The 17,462-nt window shown below is 61.3% G+C and carries 19 protein-coding genes; 8 read left to right on the forward strand and 11 right to left on the reverse strand.

Annotated features, from left to right (window positions below):
* Positions 1-5: 5 nt before the first annotated feature.
* Genes pcaG through pcaD form a run of 4 tightly spaced genes read right to left on the reverse strand, consistent with a single transcriptional unit; the run spans position 6 to position 2,586 of the window.
* Positions 6-623, reverse strand: a complete 618-nt coding sequence (gene pcaG, locus ASD64_RS15160; protein WP_056106461.1) for a protocatechuate 3,4-dioxygenase subunit alpha — start codon at positions 621-623, stop codon at positions 6-8.
* Positions 623-1,378 carry a protocatechuate 3,4-dioxygenase subunit beta gene (gene pcaH, locus ASD64_RS15165; RefSeq protein WP_056106464.1) on the reverse strand — a complete coding sequence of 252 codons (756 nt, stop codon included), beginning with the start codon at positions 1,376-1,378 and terminating at the stop codon, positions 623-625. The genes pcaG and pcaH overlap by 1 nt, the downstream gene beginning before the upstream one ends.
* Positions 1,368-1,784, reverse strand: coding sequence for a 4-carboxymuconolactone decarboxylase (gene pcaC, locus ASD64_RS15170; RefSeq protein WP_056106466.1), 417 nt, complete (start codon positions 1,782-1,784; stop codon positions 1,368-1,370). The genes pcaH and pcaC overlap by 11 nt, the downstream gene beginning before the upstream one ends.
* Positions 1,777-2,586 (reverse strand): 3-oxoadipate enol-lactonase, encoded by an 810-nt coding sequence (gene pcaD, locus ASD64_RS15175; protein WP_056106468.1) that lies wholly within the window; start codon positions 2,584-2,586, stop codon positions 1,777-1,779. The genes pcaC and pcaD overlap by 8 nt, the downstream gene beginning before the upstream one ends.
* 96 nt (positions 2,587-2,682) lie before the next feature.
* On the opposite strand from pcaD, the gene pcaQ reads away from it, so the two are divergent.
* Entirely contained in the window at positions 2,683-3,603 is a 921-nt protein-coding gene (gene pcaQ, locus ASD64_RS15180) for a pca operon transcription factor PcaQ (protein ID WP_056106471.1), read from the forward strand.
* A 68-nt stretch (positions 3,604-3,671) separates the two neighbouring features.
* Here the strand turns inward: pcaQ and ASD64_RS15185 are convergent, their stop codons facing one another.
* Positions 3,672-4,556, reverse strand: coding sequence for a D-alanyl-D-alanine carboxypeptidase family protein (locus ASD64_RS15185; protein WP_056106472.1), 885 nt, complete (start codon positions 4,554-4,556; stop codon positions 3,672-3,674).
* 163 nt (positions 4,557-4,719) lie between these two features.
* Here ASD64_RS15185 and ASD64_RS15190 point away from each other — a divergent pair, with 163 nt between their 5' ends.
* The 3 genes from ASD64_RS15190 to ASD64_RS15200 all read left to right on the forward strand — a co-directional run bounded on the left by ASD64_RS15190 (position 4,720) and on the right by ASD64_RS15200 (position 6,960).
* On the forward strand, positions 4,720-5,799 hold the full coding sequence (locus ASD64_RS15190; RefSeq protein ID WP_056106474.1) for a hypothetical protein: 1,080 nt from the start codon (positions 4,720-4,722) through the stop codon (positions 5,797-5,799).
* Positions 5,800-5,875: 76 nt separating this feature from the next.
* The gene (locus ASD64_RS15195; protein WP_056106476.1) at positions 5,876-6,496 is read left to right on the forward strand and encodes a nucleoside triphosphate hydrolase; all 621 of its coding nucleotides are present in this window, start codon (positions 5,876-5,878) and stop codon (positions 6,494-6,496) included.
* A gap of 83 nt (positions 6,497-6,579) precedes the next feature.
* A complete protein-coding gene (locus ASD64_RS15200; protein WP_056106478.1) occupies positions 6,580-6,960 on the forward strand; it encodes a hypothetical protein in 381 nt (126 codons plus the stop codon).
* A 20-nt stretch (positions 6,961-6,980) separates the two neighbouring features.
* Here ASD64_RS15200 and ASD64_RS15205 read toward each other — a convergent pair whose 3' ends face one another.
* The 5 genes from ASD64_RS15205 to ASD64_RS15225 all read right to left on the reverse strand — a co-directional run bounded on the left by ASD64_RS15205 (position 6,981) and on the right by ASD64_RS15225 (position 13,258).
* A complete protein-coding gene (locus tag ASD64_RS15205) occupies positions 6,981-7,685 on the reverse strand; it encodes a glutathione S-transferase N-terminal domain-containing protein (RefSeq protein ID WP_056106479.1) in 705 nt (234 codons plus the stop codon).
* 57 nt (positions 7,686-7,742) lie between these two features.
* Positions 7,743-8,951, reverse strand: a complete 1,209-nt coding sequence (locus ASD64_RS15210) for a beta-ketoacyl-[acyl-carrier-protein] synthase family protein (RefSeq protein ID WP_056106481.1) — start codon at positions 8,949-8,951, stop codon at positions 7,743-7,745.
* An 11-nt stretch (positions 8,952-8,962) separates the two neighbouring features.
* Positions 8,963-9,217 carry an acyl carrier protein gene (locus tag ASD64_RS15215; RefSeq protein ID WP_056106483.1) on the reverse strand — a complete coding sequence of 85 codons (255 nt, stop codon included), beginning with the start codon at positions 9,215-9,217 and terminating at the stop codon, positions 8,963-8,965.
* Positions 9,218-9,433: 216 nt separating this feature from the next.
* Positions 9,434-11,182 carry a hydantoinase B/oxoprolinase family protein gene (locus ASD64_RS15220; RefSeq protein ID WP_056106485.1) on the reverse strand — a complete coding sequence of 583 codons (1,749 nt, stop codon included), beginning with the start codon at positions 11,180-11,182 and terminating at the stop codon, positions 9,434-9,436.
* Between the two features lie 3 nt (positions 11,183-11,185).
* Positions 11,186-13,258 (reverse strand): hydantoinase/oxoprolinase family protein, encoded by a 2,073-nt coding sequence (locus ASD64_RS15225; RefSeq protein ID WP_056106487.1) that lies wholly within the window; start codon positions 13,256-13,258, stop codon positions 11,186-11,188.
* A gap of 207 nt (positions 13,259-13,465) precedes the next feature.
* Here ASD64_RS15225 and ASD64_RS15230 point away from each other — a divergent pair, with 207 nt between their 5' ends.
* The 4 genes from ASD64_RS15230 (at position 13,466) to ASD64_RS15245 (ending at position 16,445) form a co-directional block, all read left to right on the forward strand.
* Entirely contained in the window at positions 13,466-14,293 is an 828-nt protein-coding gene (locus ASD64_RS15230; RefSeq protein WP_056106637.1) for a ferredoxin--NADP reductase, read from the forward strand.
* A 227-nt stretch (positions 14,294-14,520) separates the two neighbouring features.
* Complete coding sequence (locus ASD64_RS15235) at positions 14,521-15,366, forward strand: fumarylacetoacetate hydrolase family protein (RefSeq protein WP_056106489.1); 846 nt, start codon at positions 14,521-14,523, stop codon at positions 15,364-15,366.
* A 101-nt stretch (positions 15,367-15,467) separates the two neighbouring features.
* Positions 15,468-15,716, forward strand: a complete 249-nt coding sequence (locus ASD64_RS15240; protein ID WP_056106492.1) for a hypothetical protein — start codon at positions 15,468-15,470, stop codon at positions 15,714-15,716.
* A 156-nt stretch (positions 15,717-15,872) separates the two neighbouring features.
* Positions 15,873-16,445, forward strand: coding sequence for a hypothetical protein (locus ASD64_RS15245; protein WP_244480805.1), 573 nt, complete (start codon positions 15,873-15,875; stop codon positions 16,443-16,445).
* A gap of 11 nt (positions 16,446-16,456) precedes the next feature.
* Here the strand turns inward: ASD64_RS15245 and ASD64_RS15250 are convergent, their stop codons facing one another.
* Positions 16,457-17,455, reverse strand: coding sequence for an ABC transporter ATP-binding protein (locus ASD64_RS15250; RefSeq protein WP_056106494.1), 999 nt, complete (start codon positions 17,453-17,455; stop codon positions 16,457-16,459).
* Positions 17,456-17,462 lie beyond the last annotated feature (7 nt).

Here is a 17,462-nt window from a genome sequence, read left to right on the forward strand (position 1 = left end):
GCAAATCAGATATCGAAGAAGACGGTTTCCTTCTCCCCCTGGAGATGGATGTCGAACACATAGGTTCCATCGTCCGCCCGCTCGGCAATCAAGGTCGATACACGAGCCTTGTGTTCGATACGGGTCAGGATCGGGTCTTCGGCATTGGCTTTTTCCTCCTCAGGAAAATACATGCGCGTGTGCAGACCGATATTGATACCGCGCGCCACGATCCAGAACGTTATATGCGGCGCCATCCGCCGGCCGTCCTTGAACGGCACGCGCCCCGGCTTCACAGTGTCAAACACGCATTCGCCGCTTTCCATGTCGGTGGCCTTGCGGCCCCAACCGGTGAAGTTCGGATCGGATGTCCCACGCATTTCAGTGGGCGAATTGTAGAGCCCCTCGGCATCGGCTTGCCAGATTTCGACCAGCGCGTCCCTGAGCGGGGTGCCGGTGCCATCGAAGATACGGGCGTGCACGGTGATCCGTTCACCCCTGGTCCTGTCATTGACCATGCTCGCACCGAGATCTTCGGCGTAGACACCTTCAATGCCGCAAAAATTCGGTGTCAGTCCGATGTGGACATAAGGCCCGGCTGTCTGAGACGGCGATTCCTTAAGGCGATCGAGCGGCTGCGCCATCAATTGCCCTCCAGCCGGTTTTCGAACAAAGACGAGCGTCGCCCGCGCAGCACGATGTCGAACTTGTAGGCACATGCGTCCATGGGGATCGTTGCCTGCATGTCGAGCGTAGCGATCAGTGTTTCGACCGCAGCCTTGTCGGGAATGGTGTTGACGATGGGGCATCGCCAGATCAGCGGATCACCCTCGAAATACATCTGGGTGATGAGGCGCTGGGCGAAGCCGTGGCCGAACACGGAAAAATGGATATGGGCGGGACGCCAATCATTGACACCGTTCGGCCAGGGGTATGGGCCGGGCTTGATGGTGCGGAAGGCATAATTTCCCTCCTCGTCGGTGATTGTGCGCCCGCAACCGCCGAAGTTCGGGTCGAGAGCGGCCAGATAGCCTTCCTTCTTGTGGCGATAGCGCCCCCCGGCGTTGGCCTGCCAGAACTCCAGCAGCGCACCTGACACACCCTTGCCGCGCTCGTCGAGCACACGCCCATAGACGACGATGCGCGGACCGACGGCACTCTCCCCGGCCCTGGCAAAATTGTGGATCAGATCGTTGTCGAGTTCGCCCAGAACATGGTGGCCGAAGACGGGCCCGTTGATTTCCGACAGGCTATTGTCGAGTGACAGCAGCGCCTTTTGCGGCGAACGCAGGACCGAGGTCTTGTAGCCGGGCGTAAGGGCCGGCGCATGCCACGCTCGATCCCGCTGGAAGAAGGCGCCGGTCTCGAGCTTGTGGTTTGGCAACCGTTCAGCCCCCATCGTGGTTTCCGTCCGTAGCATCCATTTCCACAAATACCTGCTTGGCTATCTTTATCGCACGATTGGCCGCCGGCACGCCGGCATAGACGGCGACATGCAGGAAGGCCTCGCAGATGTCCTCGCGGGAAGCGCCCGTATTGGCAGTTGCCCGTACATGCATGGCGACTTCTTCATCATGGCCGAGAGCCGCCAGCAGCGCCAGGGTCACGATGGAGCGCTCCCGCTTCGTCCAGCCCGGCCGCGACCACACGCTGCCCCAAGCGGCTTCGGTAATCAGTTCCTGGAAGGGTCGGTCGAAATCGGTGGAGATGCGTTCGGCGTTGTCGACATGCCGGTCGCCCAGCACCGAGCGCCTGACGGCGAGCCCTTCCCGATACCTGTTCGAGTGCCGAGGTTGCTCACCCATTTCGGCTTTCTCCGGAAGAAATGTCAGACAGGAAAGTTCGGATCAACCCGGTCAGGGCCTCGGGTTGCTCGACGCAAGGAATGTGCCCGGCATTCGCAACGACCTCGAACCGTGAGCCGGGAATCAGATCGGCCATGCTCCGAACGAGGTCCGGCGGCGTCGAGCCGTCCTGATCTCCTGCCAGGCAAAGCGCTGGAACGGAGAGGCTTCTTGCGGTCTGGGTATAGTCGGCGTCGCGAAGCGCCGCGCATGTGCCTGCATAGCCAGCGACGGCCTGGCGCGCCAGCATGTTGCGGTAGCCGGCCAGTTCCGCCTTGCGTTGCGTGTGGAAGGCGGGCGTGAACCAGACCTTCAAGATACCGTCCGTAATCGCCTCCATGCCGCTTTTCTCGACAGTCGCGATGCGGGCGTTCCAGCCTTCGGCCGTGCCGATCTTGTGGGCCGTATCACAAAGGAGGATACCGTCGACCATTTCCGGCCGGCGTTTGTAGAAGCCCAATGCAACCAGTCCGCCCACGGACAGGCCGCACAGTACAACCTGCCGGATGCCAAGCCTGTCGATCAGACCGACGAGATCATCGACATGATCTTCGATCGAATAAGGGGAAACACCGATATCGGACAAACCGTGGCCGCGCTTGTCATAGGCCAATGTCGAGACATTTCCTGCTAGCCGCTCGACGACATCCGTCCAGATACGGAAGTCGGTTCCAAGAGAATTGATGAAAACGACGTGGCGGCTGGCTTTTGACGGTCGATGCGAAAAATGCAGCGTCGTGCCGCCTATGTCGATGAATTGCACTGTTGGTTCTCCTCGTGGGCGACAGTGAATTAGTTGGTTGGTTTGGTAAAATGATATTTTGTGGCCTTCCCTTAACTGTCAGGTTATACGTCAGCCATGATTGAAAACCGCGTACGGTTCCGCCATCTGCAAACATTCCTTGAGGTCGCGCGGCAAAAAAGCGTGGTCAAGGCGGCAGGCATTCTCAACGTCAGCCAGCCGGCAGTGACCAAGACCATCCGTGAACTGGAAGATGCGCTTGGCGTCGCGGTCATTGAACGAGACGGACGTGGCATTCGCATCACACGCTCGGGCGAGATATTCATGCAGCACGCAGGCGCTGCGATCACTGCTCTGCGGCATGGCATCGATTCAGTCACCAATCCCAGCATGGAAGCCGGGCCACCGATCCGCATCGGCGCGCTACCGACCGTATCTGTCCATATCATGCCGCTCGCCATGAACCTGTTCCTGAAGGAAGATACCGGAGCCACGATAAAGATCGTTACCGGCGAGAATGCCGTGCTGCTCGAACAGTTGCGGCTGGGCGATCTCGATCTCGTCGTCGGCAGGCTGGCCGCGCCCGAGAAGATGACCGGCTTCTTCTTCGAGCACCTTTATTCCGAACAGGTGGTTTTTGTAGTGCGGGCCGGCCACCCGCTGCTTCAGGGTGACCAGAACGTGTTCACGAAACTGGGTGATTATCCGGTTCTGGTTCCAACGCGAGAGTCCGTCATACGCCCCGTCGTCGATCGTTTTTTCATCGCCAATGGCGTGGCGAGCATCCCCACCAAGATCGAAACAGTGTCCGATTCCTTCGGGCGGGCCTTCCTGCTCCAGAGCGATGCGATATGGATCATCTCGCACGGCGTGGTCAGTGAGGACATCCGTGCGGGAACGCTCGTCAGGCTCCCGGCCGATACCGGCGACACAAGGGGAGCGGTGGGATTGACCATGCGCACCGACAAGCCGCCATCCGCGGCTTTCTCCATACTCCTGCGGACCATTCGCGAGGCGTCAACGCAAAAGGGCGGATGACCTAGGGTCGGCACTATCATGAATGCGCCACTAGGTCGTGGTCTTTCAGGTTCTCTGGCTGCTCCATGCTATCGGTCAGAAAAGGCAAACTGCGGCTTGGCCGGCGATGGCGACAGCGCCCGCTGCAACAGCATCTCGGCGTGGGCGTTGCGCTCGCGTGCGCTGTCGGCTCCCATCACGACCACCACGAGGCGCTTGCCCCCAGCGTCGTAGGAGGTGACGATATTGAAGCCGGAAGCGCGGATGTAGCCCGTCTTGATGCCATCGACGCCGGGCACGCGCCCGAGCATATCGTTGTGGCCGCGCACCAACTTGCCGCGAAACATGAAATCGGTCGCTGAGAAGTAATAGTAGTACTGCGGAAAGTGCGTGCGCAGCGCCAGGCCAAGCACGGCCATGTCGCGCGCCGTCGTATGCTGGGCCTCGTCCGGAAGTCCCGACGCATTGCGAAAGACGGTGCCGCGCATGCCGACCTGTCTGGCCTTGGCCGTCATGGCAGCGGCGAACGCCTCTTCGCTGCCGCCCAGATATTCGGCGACGGCCACCGCGACGTCATTGGCGGACTTGACCGCCAAGGCGCGGATTGCCGTATCCACATCGATCGTCTCGCCGGGGCGGAAGCGCAACTTGGTCGGTGGCTGCGATGCGGCATGCACGGAAACCGGCATCTGCGTCTCCTTCGTCAGCCGCCCCGACTCCAAGGCTTCGAACATCAGGTAAAGCGTCATCATCTTGGTAAGCGAGGCCGGAAAGCGCGGCGCTGTCGAGTTCATCTCGAAAAGCTGCTTGCCGGTCCGGGCATCCACCACGATCGCCGCATATTTCTGCGGCGAGGCAGGCACGCTCAACACCTGCTCTGGCGTGGATGATGTTGTGCAGCCGCTTACCAACGCCAGCAGGGCGAAGGATGCGACAATCTTCTGAAACAGGGTGAATAGGCGTGCGCTGGACAAGATTGCATCTGCGTTGATTCAAGAAGTGGCGCGAACCTAGCTTAACGAATTTGCCGCGTCTATTTGGTTCGCTTGCCACCGACATGTCGATGGTGAATTGCTGTGGGCAAAGCCCGGCTGCCTTGTCTTTGGATTGGTGGACGGAGTTATCAAGGGAGTTGGAATGGACATCGTCACGCTCGAAGCCAAGGGAATTCACGTTTCGATCGATCTTGCGGTGGGCCATCTGGCCGACCTCGTCATCGAGAGGGAAGGCCGCAAACTGAAGCCGCTACACCGGGCACCATGGGCCGATGGGCCACCGGATCTGCTGCCGGTTCATCTTCCGGAAGGCGTGCGGCGCCTTTCGGGGGATTTCTTGTGTGCGCCGTTCTCACGCAGCGACGTGGAAGACGCGCCGCTACACGGTTGGCCGGCCAACAGCGCCTGGAATCTTGTCGACAGCGCCGCAACCGACGATGGCTGGCGAGCCGTTTTTCGGCTGCGCCGCAAAGTCATGGGCGCAACCGTGGAAAAAACCCTCGTTTTGCGCGACCACCATCCGTTTCTCTATCAGGAGCACATCTTCGCAGGAGGTGCCGGCGCGATTTCCGTCGCCCACCATACGATGACGAGCATGAGCCAGGGCGGCCGCCTGGCATTTTCGCCAAAGCGGCTGGCTGTCACGCCTGAGGAAGCGCCAGAAGCAGATCCTGCGCGCGGCCGGTCCCTGCTTGTCTATCCGGCCCGCTCCGCAAATCTGCAGCACTTTCCGACGATCGACGGCACGGCCTTCGACCTGACCGAGTACGGGGCGAACGGTCGTCATGAAGATTTCGTCACGCTGGTCGAAGCTGACGGAAACAGCCTCGGTTGGGCGGCGGTTGCCCGCAAGGCAGAGGCCGATCTTGTGCTGACGCTGAAGAACTCCGCCGAACTTCCCGTGACGATGCTGTGGATCAGCAATGGCGGGCGTAACTATGCCCCGTGGAACGGACGGGGCGGCGTCATCGGCATCGAGGACGCGCGCGCCGCTATCGGCCATGCCGCATCGCTGAGCGACAACTGGTTGAAGCGCGAAGGCGTAGCCACGGCCTTCGATCTCGGCGGACAGGTCACGTTCCGACAGGTTATCGGTGCCTTGCCGCTAGAGACATTCGGCGTGCCGCAGCGCATCGATGCGGCAAAGGGCTGTCTGCGCATGTCGACCGAGCAAGGCGCGGTGCGGGAAGTTCCATTCGACGAACAATTCCTGCGAGCATAGACAATGCCGGCACCCGTTTGATTTGAAAATAGCCGCAATCTGTGGACACAGTATCGCGGCCCACGAGCAAGAGATCATGTCCGAAATTGCGACCATCGCCGCTGCCATCTTCAAACGCGCCGGAAAGGCCCATCGTTGCCTCGTTGCGATTGCCGGCCCGCCGGGCGCCGGCAAATCCACCCTCGCAACCGCATTGCGCGACCTACTTCCGGAAGGGACGGCGGAGGTCGTGCCGATGGACGGCTTCCACTATGACGATGTGATCCTCAACCAGCGCGGCCAGCGTTCCCGCAAGGGCGCGCCCGAGACCTTCGACTTTGCCGGCTTCGAAGCGCTGTTGAAACGCATCAAAAGTGGCGAGCCGGATATCGCCATTCCGGTGTTCGATCGCAGCATGGAGTTATCGCGAGCCGCGGCATCGGTCATTTCCGCCGACGTCAAGTTCGTGCTGGTTGAAGGCAATTACCTGCTGCTCGACGAAGAGCCCTGGGCGCGCCTGGGCGCTCTGTTCGATTTCTCTATCTTTGTCGATGCCAATCGCGCCGAACTGGAACGACGTTTGCTCTCGCGCTGGTCCGAGCATGGCAAATCCGATGAAGACGCCCGTACCTGGGTCGCTTCCAACGATTTGCCGAATGTCGAGAGGGTATACGCACACCGCCGCGCGCCCGACCTCATTGTCGGCGACCACATTTGAACTCCGTGACCATCGTCCGGAACCTGCGGTCCGTTTGTTCGTTGTCACCGACAAGTAAAATTCGACAACCGCGAGGGATTTCAATGGCGACCAAGGCAAAAAAGACCGCATCCAAGCCAGCCAAGGCGACCCAGGCTAAAGCCGGGGCTGGCCCGGCAATCGCGGCGCGCTCAAAAGATGCCAAGCCGGCCTTTGGCAAGGCGGCACCGAAAAGAGTAACGCCCGCAACGGACAAGGTACCCGCCAAAGCCGCCAAGGCCAAATCTCCGAGCGGGTCATCGTCCGCTCGTGACAATACGTCGGATGATACGTCGATCGCCGCAAAGGTCGCCCGGACCATGAAGACAACGGCGAATGTTGCGGTGGGTGCCGTTGTGGCGACCGCCAAGGGCGCCGCGACGCTCGCCTCCTCCGCCGTCGGCAAGACCGGCACAAAGGGCGGCACACGCGCCAAGGGCAAGTAGCCGAGCCTCCAGTTTCCGGTTCAGGGCCGTGTGGGTATGACGATGCCCCGCTGCACGGCCGGGCGCGCCAGCCCACGCTCGAGCCATGCGGCGACCGCTGGAAAGTCGTCGAAGCCAACCAGTTCGCGCGCATCGTAAAAGCCGATCAGGTTGCGAACCCAACCGAGCATCGAGATGTCGGCGATGGTGTAGTCGTCGCCCATGATCCAGGTGCGTTCTTTCAGCCTGCCGTCGAGGACACCGACGAGGCGGCGGGATTCGACGCGATAGCGTTCGAGCGGCCGCTTGTCGGCAATCTCGCGCCCGGCAAATTTATGGAAGAAACCAAGCTGGCCGAAGATCGGTCCAATCGCTGCCATCTGGAAGAAAACCCACTGGATCGTCTCGTAGCGAAGAGCCGGGTCCGCTGGAAGGAACTTGCCGGTTTTCTCGGCGAGGTAGAGCAGGATGGCCCCGGATTCGAACAGGGCCAGCGGCTTGCCCCCCTGGCCATCGGGGTCGATGACCGACGGGATCTTGCCATTGGGGTTGAGCGACAGGAATTCCGGCGTCCAGGTCTCGTCCTTGCCGATATCGACGTAATGCGCCTCATAGGGCAAGCCGAGTTCTTCCAGGACAATCGAAACCTTGACCCCGTTCGGGGTCGGCGCCGAATAAAGCTGAAGGCGGTCTGGATGTTCAGCCGGCCAGCGCTTGGCGACGGGAAAATCGGAAAGGTCGGTCATAGGGGCTCCTTGGGCGGAAAGGCAAACAGTCCAGCGGCAACTGCACGGCAGGCCGGGTCAGACTGCCTTGAATGCAAGCACCGCATTGGTTCCACCGAAGGCGAAAGCATTGCTGAGAGCCACACGAACCTTACGTTCCCGCGATACGTTCGGCGTTACGTCGAGATCGCAATCCGGATCGGGTTCGCGGAAATTCGCCGTCGGCGGCACCACACCTTCGCGAATTGCGTTGACACAGGCGATCAGTTCCAGGCCACCCGATGCGCCCAGGCAATGGGCATGCATCGACTTGGTCGAGGATACCGACAGGCTGTAAGCGTGATCGCCGAACACCCGCTTGATCGCCGCCGTCTCGATCTGGTCGTTGGCCTTGGTGCCGGTGCCGTGGGCGTTGAGGTAATCGATGTCTTCGGCATTGATACCGGCATCGGCCAGACAGGCCCGCATCGCGCTTTCCGGACCTTCTATCGTGGGCGCCACGATGTCGGAGGCATCGCCGGAGAGACCTACGCCGGCGATCTCGCCGAGAATGGTCGCGCCTCGCGCCCTTGCATGCTCATAGCTTTCCAGCACCACCATCCCGGCACCCTCGCCCAGGACCAGGCCCTGCCGGTCGGCTGAAAACGGACGACAGGTATCAGGGGACAAGACGCGCAAGGCTTCCCAACTTTTGAGTATGCCCCAGACCATTGGCGCATCGGTGCCGCCTGAAACCATGACGTCGGCGCGGCCAAGCCTGATCTGGTCCACCGCCGATGCGATGGCATGGTTCGCCGACGCACACGCGGACGTCACCCCATAGACCGGCCCGCGCAAGCCGAGATTCATGCTGACCTGGCCGGCCGCAGCTCCCGGCATCACCTTGGGTACGGTGAATATTCCCGCCCGGCTCTTGCCTTCCAGCAAGATCGACCGGTAGTTTTCCTCGACCGTTTCCCAGCCGCAAATGCCGACGCCGACAATGGTGCCGATGCGATTGGTGTCGATGTCGCTGGCGGACAGGCCGGACTGCAGCATCGCCTCGCGCGCGGCAATCACGGCAAGCAGGCTGAAACGATCCATCGTGACAAGCTGTTTGCGGTCTATGCCGTGGTCGGGCAACTGCCTGATCTCGCAGCCGGTTCGCACCTTGATGTCGTGCAGCGCCAGATTGCCGATCGGGCCTATTGCCGAACGGCCAGCGCGCATTTCTTCCCATATGGCGGCGGCGTTGGTGCCGAGACCGCATATTCCGCCGATGCCGGTGATGACGACGCGCGTTCGCATAAGGCTGAAAATCAGGCTTTCTTGTCGATCAGAGTACGAACGGCCTCGACCATATCGCCAACGTTCTTGAGATTGCTCCAGGCATCGACAGTGTTCATCTCGATCTCGATGTCGTATTTTTCCTCAAGGTCGAAGATAATCTCGGTGAGCTCGAGCGAGTGTATGCCGAGCGCCGTCAATTCGGTGCTGACCGTGATCTCGTCGTCACCCGGCTCCGCGTGTTCCTTGATCTTGTCGATGATTTCCGACGCGAGCTGATCAGCCATTCGGTTCCTTTCCAATTTCCCGACCTGACGCTGCAGCGCCTTCGTGTCCTCGACAGACCAATCCCGTTGTTCTGCTCACCACTTGCAAGATAAAGGTGAGGACCTTCCCTCTATAGAAACCGAAACGTGCAGAGGCAACAGCGATATCAACAAAGCCCTTGATGTGCTTAAAGTTCCGACCTTGCCGAGATGACCCAAGGGAAGGTCTGGCGCAGGTCAATGCGCCACCTGCCTGAACTTCGCGGTGGCCTTGTCATCAACCGCCGTCCCGTCATTTGAAATGGCCACCCCAAACTTCTCTGCGGCCTCTTTTTTCGTGTAGTAGCCAAGCGCAACGTCATTGAGCACGGCTTGCGGTGCCCGCAGCAAGGGGTCGCCATAGCCCCCACCTCCCGGTGTGCCGACGCGCACGCGGTCACCGGCCTTCAATGGAATGTCCTGCTCTTTGGACAGATGCGGCGGCACATGTGGCTGGCCGCCCTTGAACACGGTCACGGTATTGACCGCACCGTCGCTGCCGCCAAGCACGCCCTGCGGCCCGACGCGGCCATGATCCATGACGAACGAGGCGCGCGCCTGCCCGCGCAGAAGCTCAACCTCATAAGCTAAACCGAACCCGCCGCGCTGCTTGCCGGCACCGCCCGAACCCTCCCGCAACGCATAGTGGCGATAGAGCACCGGGAATGCCTGCTCCATGATCTCCACGGGCGGTGATTTGGAGATGCCGATGGTGGAACACCCGTTGGTGAGGCCGTCGTGCCCGGTATTGCCGCCATAGCCACCACCCGAAATCTGGTACATGACGTAGTCGCGCCCGCGCACCGGGTCGTTGCCGCCAAGCGCAAAATTGCCGCTGGAACCGGCTGGCGCCGCCGTTACCTTATCCGGCAGGGCCTGCACCATGGCGGCAAAGACGGCTTCGGCGATGCGTTGCGAAACTTCTGCTGCGCAGCCCGAAACAGGCCTCGGATATTTCGCGTCGAGGAAGGTTCCTTCCGGCCGTTTGACGATCAGCGGCTCGAAAGCGCCAGCGCTGATCGGCACGTCCGGGAATATGTGACGCATGGCGAGATAGACCGACGACAATGTCGTTGCCAGCACGCTGTTCATCGGCCCGGCACAAGGCTTCGATGAACCCATGAAATCGAAGGTGAGCGTATCGCCCTGTTTTTCAACGGCCAGCGCTATGGTGAGAGGCTCATCGACCACGCCATCGGAATCGACGAATGCCTGCGAGCGGTAGGTGCCGTCGGCAATGGTGCCGATGTTGGCGCGCATCTGGGCCGCCGCCCGCGCCCGCAACTCGGCAATGGCTTCGACGACAGTTTCGTCACCGTAACGATCCAGGATTTCAAACAGCCGGTCCTGACCGACCATCAACGCGGCTGCCTGCGCCTTGATATCGCCGATACGCTGGTCGGCGACACGGATGTTCGAACAGATGATGGCGTAGATTTCGGGGTCGAGCTTGCCCTTCTTGAACAGCTTGACCGGCGGCAGGCGCAGGCCCTCCTGCTCGACGGCCGTGGCCGAAGCCGAGAAGCCGCCAGGCACTGCGCCGCCAATGTCGGGCCAATGGCCGGTATTCGACAGCCAGCAGAAGATGCTGCCGCCTCGATAAACCGGCATGGCGAAGCGCACGTCCATGAGGTGCGTCCCGCCGAGATAAGGGTCGTTGACGATATAGATGTCGCCGGGCGCGGGCGGCAGGCAGCGCCCGTCGGCGATCATCTCGATCACGGTCCGGGTCGAATACTGCATGACCCCGACAAATACGGGCAATCCCTGACTGCCCTGCGCGATCAGCGATCCGTCGAGCGCCGAATAGATGCCGTCAGAACGATCGTTGGCTTCAGCGATGACCGGCGAGAAAGCCGCGCGCGAGAAGGTCAGGTCCATCTCGTCGCAGGTTTGTTGAAGTGCCGCCTGGATGACCGAAAGCGTGATCGCGTCGAGCTTTGCCATGGCTCAGCCTCCGCCTATGTCGATGACGAGGTTTCCGTCCGCGTCGGAGCGCGCGATGTTGCCGGGTTCCAGCACCGTTGTCGCGTCCATCTGTTCCAGAACGGCCGGACCTTCAACGGTAGCGCCCAACGGCAGTTTCTCGCGGGCGTAGACCGGCGCGTCGTGCCATACTCCATCGAACCAGACCGGCCTGGTCTCAAGCCGCGCGTCATCGAGGCTGTCTGCGCGCGCGGCAGGATCGATCAGCCGCGACAGATCGATGTCGGGGCGCACGCCGGTCACGGATGTGTTGAGGTTGACCAGATTGGCGCGGATTTCCGGCAGTTCGACCTTGAAGCGGGCGAAATAGGCTTTCTCGAACAGTTGCTGCAGCGTGGCGCGCGACACGGAGGCCGAGGGCAGCGGCACGTTGATGATATGGGTCTGCCCGACGAACTGCATGTCGGCCGAGTGCGCGACCCGCAGCGATTGCGGCCTTATCGCCTCCTTGGCGATCATTCTTGCGCCTTCTTCGCAACGGCGCTCCAGGATTTGGCGTATCAAAGCCTCGTCGACCAGCGAGACCGGCTGGTTTACGGTGTTGACGAAGTCGTGGCGCAAGTCCGCCACCACGCAGCCAAGGGCGTTGGTGATGCCCGGCCGCGCCGGCACCAGAACCTTGGGCAGGCCGAGTTCCCGGGCAAGAGCCGCCGCGTGTAGCGGTCCGGCGCCGCCGAAGGCGAACAGCGCGAAATCGCGCGGATCATGGCCGCGCGACACCGAAACCATGCGAATGGCCCCGGCCATTTTCAGATTGCCCAGCCGAAGCACCGCACCCGCCGCCTCGACGGCGTCGAGCCCGCAGGCACGGCCTATTTTTTCGGCGAAGATCTGCCGCACTGCTTCCACCGGCACCGGATGATCGACGGCGAGCAATTTTTGCGGCGCCAGCCGTCCCAGCACCAGATTGGCGTCGGTCAGCGTCGGCTCGGTTCCGCCTCGCCCGTAGCAGATCGGGCCCGGATTGGCCCCGGCGCTTTCCGGGCCGACCTGGATCAGGCCGGCGGCATCGACGCGGGCAATCGAACCACCGCCGGCTCCCACCGTATGCACGGCGACCATCGGGACGTGGATCGGCATGGCGTATTCGATCTCCGTTTCGTTGGAGACTGCCGGTTCGGCATTGCGGATCAGGGCGACATCGGTGGACGTACCGCCCATGTCATAGGTCACGAGGTTGCCGTAGCCGGCTCGCTTTCCGGTGTATGCGGCAGCGATGACGCCGGAAGCCGGCCCCGACATCACGGTCTTGGCCGCTTCGCGGGTGACGAAGCGGGCAGAGATCATGCCGCCATTGCCGTTCATCATCAGGAAGTCGCGATCGTAGCCCTGCGCCGCCAATTCACTGCGCAGCTTCCCGACATAGCGTTCGAGGATCGGCTGCACGGAGGCGTTGACGGCGGCAGTAACGCCGCGCTCGAACTCACGCGCTTCCGAAAGCAGGGAATGCCCCGTGGTGACGTAGCCGTTCTGCCAACTTTCCGCGGCGATCTCTGCAGCGCGCAACTCATGGGCGGGGTTGGCATAGGCGTGCAGGAAATGGATGACGAGGGATTCGCAGCCGGCGGCAAGCAAGGCTGCCACGGCGCGCCGCACATCGTCTTCGTTCAAAGGCACCCGAACCGCGCCGGTTGCCTCCACGCGTTCGTCGACTTCCAGCCGCAGATTGCGCGGGACGACCGGCGTAAAAGTTCCCGTCATGCCATAGGGCTGCGGACGCGTGCGCCGGCCAAGCTCGATGATGTCGCGGAAACCCAGCGTGGTGATCATGCCGGTTCTGGCCAGCCGGCGCTCCAGCACGGCGTTGGTGGTCGTGGTGGTTCCGTGAACGATCAGATCGACATCGCGAACCGGGAAACCTGTGGCCCCGAGGGCCGCCACCACACCGAATGCCTGGTTGTTATTGGTCGTCGGCGTCTTGGCGATATGGACCTTGCCGCCGCTGTTGCCGTCTATCAAAAGAAGGTCGGTAAAAGTGCCGCCCACATCGATGCCAGCGATGACGCCGCCCGATTGTGCCGGAACTTTCTCTTGCATTGGCAAAATCCGAAATGTCCGAACTGCTTCTATGTACCAGATTGGAAAGGCGTTTTACGAGCCCATCTTGACGCAAAACTCATTCGTATACTAATAGTTTCAGGGCACAAGGTCTTACCAGGCAGAACTGCACGACGGCGCGACGGACCCAAAAGTCTCACACGCGCGCATGGTTTTGTGCGCCGCATTTGGCAGAAGGTTGTCTTGATGAACACTGTTCCTTCATTGAATATTGCAGGCGCGCAGCCTCTGCAATTTCCTATCCCTGCCAACGTCTATGCGCAAACCGTGGTCTCGGTCAGGCACTATACCGACCGGCTGTTTTCCTTCCGCATCACCCGCCCGCAGTCGCTGCGCTTCCGTTCGGGTGAGTTCGTCATGATCGGGCTTCCCAACGCCGAGAAGCCCGTTTTCCGCGCCTATTCCGTCGCCAGCCCGTCATGGGACGACGAACTGGAATTTTTCTCGATCAAGGTCCCTGAAGGCCCTTTGACCTCGGAACTGCAGAAGATCGAAATCGGCGACACCATCCTCATGCGCCAGAAGCCCACCGGTACGCTGGTGGTCGATGCGCTGACACCGGCAAAGCGCCTGTTCATGATTTCGACCGGCACCGGCATTGCTCCGTTCGCCAGCCTGCTGCGCGATCCCGACACCTATGAGAAGTTCGACCAGATCGTTCTGGCCCACACCTGCCGGGACAATGCCGAACTTGTCTACGGGCAGGAACTGGTGGCTGCGCTGGAGAACGATCCGCTGATCGGCGAACTGACCGGCGGCCGGGTCACGCTATACAACTCCACCACGCGCGAGCAGTCGGCGCGCATGGGCCGTATCACGGCGCTCATCGCGTCCGGCAAGTTCTATTCCGACCTGAACATCGAACCGCTCAATCCGCAGACCGACCGCGTCATGATCTGCGGTTCCATGCACATGCTGCGCGACGTCAAGGAACTGACTGAGTCCCATGGCTTCAAGGAAGGTTCGTTGGCCAATCCGGCCGAATTCGTCGTCGAGCGCGCCTTTGTCGGCTGACAGGGGATTGCTCCTGCACTTGGCGGGATGCGCCGCCGGATCCGTATCGGCTGACGCCGCTTCCCTTGATGTGAAAATAAGTTTCCTGTAAATAAAACCCTGCAAGAACCCGAGGGTTGCGAGGCTGGAACTCGGCTGAACCTCTGGCCCATGGAGGCTGCCTCGGTTACGGGAGAAACTCGGGCAAGGCTGCTCGGCCAGTACTAGAATGCATTGAGGGAGGAACCATGAAACTGTTGCGTTACGGCGAGGCTGGCTTTGAAAAGCCGGGGCTTCTGGATGCGGACGGCACGATCCGCGATCTCTCCGGCCATGTCGCGGACATCGGTGCAAAAGTGCTCGAACCGACCTCGCTGGCAGCATTGGCCAAGCTCGATCCGAAAGCGCTTCCGGCAGTGGCAGGCACGCCGCGCATCGGCCCCTGCGTTGGCGGCGTCGGCAAGTTCATCTGCATCGGCCTCAACTACTCGGACCACGCGGCTGAAACCGGCTCGGCCGTTCCGCCCGAACCGATCGTGTTCATGAAGGCCAATTCAGCCATTGTCGGCCCGAACGACGACGTGCTGATCCCGCGCGGCTCGGAAAAGACCGACTGGGAAGTGGAACTGGCCGTCGTCATCGGCAAGACCGCCAAATATGTCTCGCAAGCGGACGCGCTGGACTATGTCGCCGGCTATTGCATCGCCCATGACGTGTCCGAACGCGCCTTCCAGGTCGAACGCAAGGGTCAGTGGACCAAGGGCAAGTCGTGCGACACGTTCGGTCCGATCGGCCCGTGGCTGGTGACGAAGGACGAAGTCGCCGACCCGCAGGATCTCGGTATCTGGCTGAAGGTCAATGGCGAGACCATGCAGGACGGCTCGACCAAGACAATGGTCTATGGCGTCGCCTATCTCGTTTCCTATCTCAGCCAGTTCATGTCGCTGCATCCCGGCGATATCATCGCCACCGGCACGCCCGCCGGCGTCGGCATGGGCAAGAAACCGCCCCGCTTCCTCAAGCCGGGCGATGTGGTCGAACTTGGTGTGGCCGGGCTTGGCACCCAGCGCCAGAAGTTCCGCCCCGACTCATAGAGCGTCGTCGCGGGACGAAACTGGCTGCGCTTTTTCTGGAACCAGCGCGGCTGCGGCGAGTTCACTCGATATGCACGAGCGGGGATGTTCAACGCCGACAGATGCGACGCTTCAAGGATACATTTGTCGGCCGTGACTACAGGTTCAGTCTCGGCGTCGAAGAGGGAGCCGGCGGCTACTATCTTTCCACACCGGTGTCGGGAATTGACCGCGCCGTCGAATGGGAAGCCTATTTCGCCATCAGCGAGGAACAATATGCCGAATTCCTTGCCGACCCTGCTGCGACCGGGGAATTCACCGAAGCGTGTCGAACCGGAGGCAACAACCACCTGTTGCTTTATCCGAGATAGATGAGGCCTCCCATGCCGTATTCCCTCCCCGCCAATACACCAGAGCAATCCCAAGTTAAGTGGGAACCGGTTTTCCGTCCGGAATTGCGTACAAACAAGGAGTTGGAGCGGTTCACCGATTCCATCAAAATCGGAACCGCTCTAGCGGCCCGGCTCGTGGCCGCCTGTTTTGTTGCCATAGTCATCGCCATGCCGGCCGCCGCACAGGTCAAGGACTTCCTCAGCGTGCCCGGCCCTCTCGAATTCGACGGCAAGTCCTATGGCCTCGCGTGGAGCGGTCAGCCGACTGCGAACTACGTGAAGCAGGAATATGTCCCAGCTGGCCAGAAGGTCGAAACCTACGCCCAGATGCTGCTGGTCGAAGTGGTAACGGGCGAAATCAAGGTCATGGATGCGGTGCGCAGCCAGGTCGATGCGCTGAACAAGCGCAAGGCCAGCGATCCGCTGGTCAATATAAGCCTCGTTGAGAACAAGGCGACCGGCGAAGCCCTGCTCGACTTCATCGCCAGCACCAAGGGGGCGGACGGTGAATATATCGTGGAGTGGAACGCCTATCGCTACGCGCCGTACCGCGGCGGGGCGAAGACGGCCGGTGTCCTGCTTTATGCCGTCAGCCACCGGGCTTATGGCAACCAGAATGCGAAGACGTTCCTTGGTGGTTTGAAGCAGTTCCGGCAGAGGCAGATAAATGCCCTTGCCAAAGCGGACTTGCCTGCCGCCAAGCGCTAGAAAGTCATTCCCTAGGTCAACGCACGACCGTCTTCACCGAAGCGATAAATCCTGGCCGGGTCGGGCGTGGCAAACAGCGTGGAGCCAGGCTCGGCATCGTAGACGCCGAAAACCCGCACGGTGAGCAGGCCCGCCTTCTCGCAATCGAGATAGATGTTGGTGTCGGCGCCAAGATGCTCGGTGTGGATGACCGTTCCTTTCCAGGCTCCCTTCCGCGGGTCGACGGTCAGGTGCTCCGGCCGCACGCCAATGGTCTTGGCGCTTTCGCCCAGCCGCGCACCTTCGATCAAATTCATCTTCGGCGAACCGATGAAGCTGGCAACGAACTCGTTCGCCGGTGAATTGTAGAGTTCCATCGGCGCGCCGACCTGCTCGATACGGCCGGCGTTCAGCACGACGATCTTGTCGGCCAAGGTCATCGCCTCGACCTGATCGTGAGTGACGTAAATCATGGTGGCCTTGAGCCGGCGATGTAATTGCGCGATCTCGAGGCGGGTATTGACGCGAAGCCCCGCATCGAGATTCGACAAGGGTTCGTCGAACAGGAACAGCTTCGGTTCGCGCACGACGGCCCGGCCGATGGCGACCCGCTGGCGCTGGCCGCCGGAAAGCTCCGCCGGACGACGGTTGAGATAAGGTTCGAGCGACAGCATTGCCGAAGCGATCCCGATACGCTTGTCGATTTCCGCCGCAGGCGTACCGGCCTGCTTGAGACCCAAGCCCATATTGTTCTTGACCGTCAGGTGCGGATAGAGCGCATAGGTCTGGAACACCATGGCGATGCCGCGCTTTGCCGGTGGCGTCGAACTCACATCCTCGCCATTGATGACGATACGGCCGGATGTCGAGTCTTCCAGGCCGGCGATGACGCGCAGCAAAGTCGACTTGCCGCAGCCCGAAGGTCCGACGAAGACGACGAACTCGCCGTCGGATACGTCGAGGTCTATGCCTTTCAGCACGTCGACCGGGCCGAAGGACTTCTTCACGCTTTCGATATTGAGAGAACCCACGGCAGCG

The sequence above is a fragment of the Mesorhizobium sp. Root157 genome (genome assembly GCF_001427385.1).
In the GTDB taxonomy this organism is placed as follows: domain Bacteria; phylum Pseudomonadota; class Alphaproteobacteria; order Rhizobiales; family Rhizobiaceae; genus Mesorhizobium.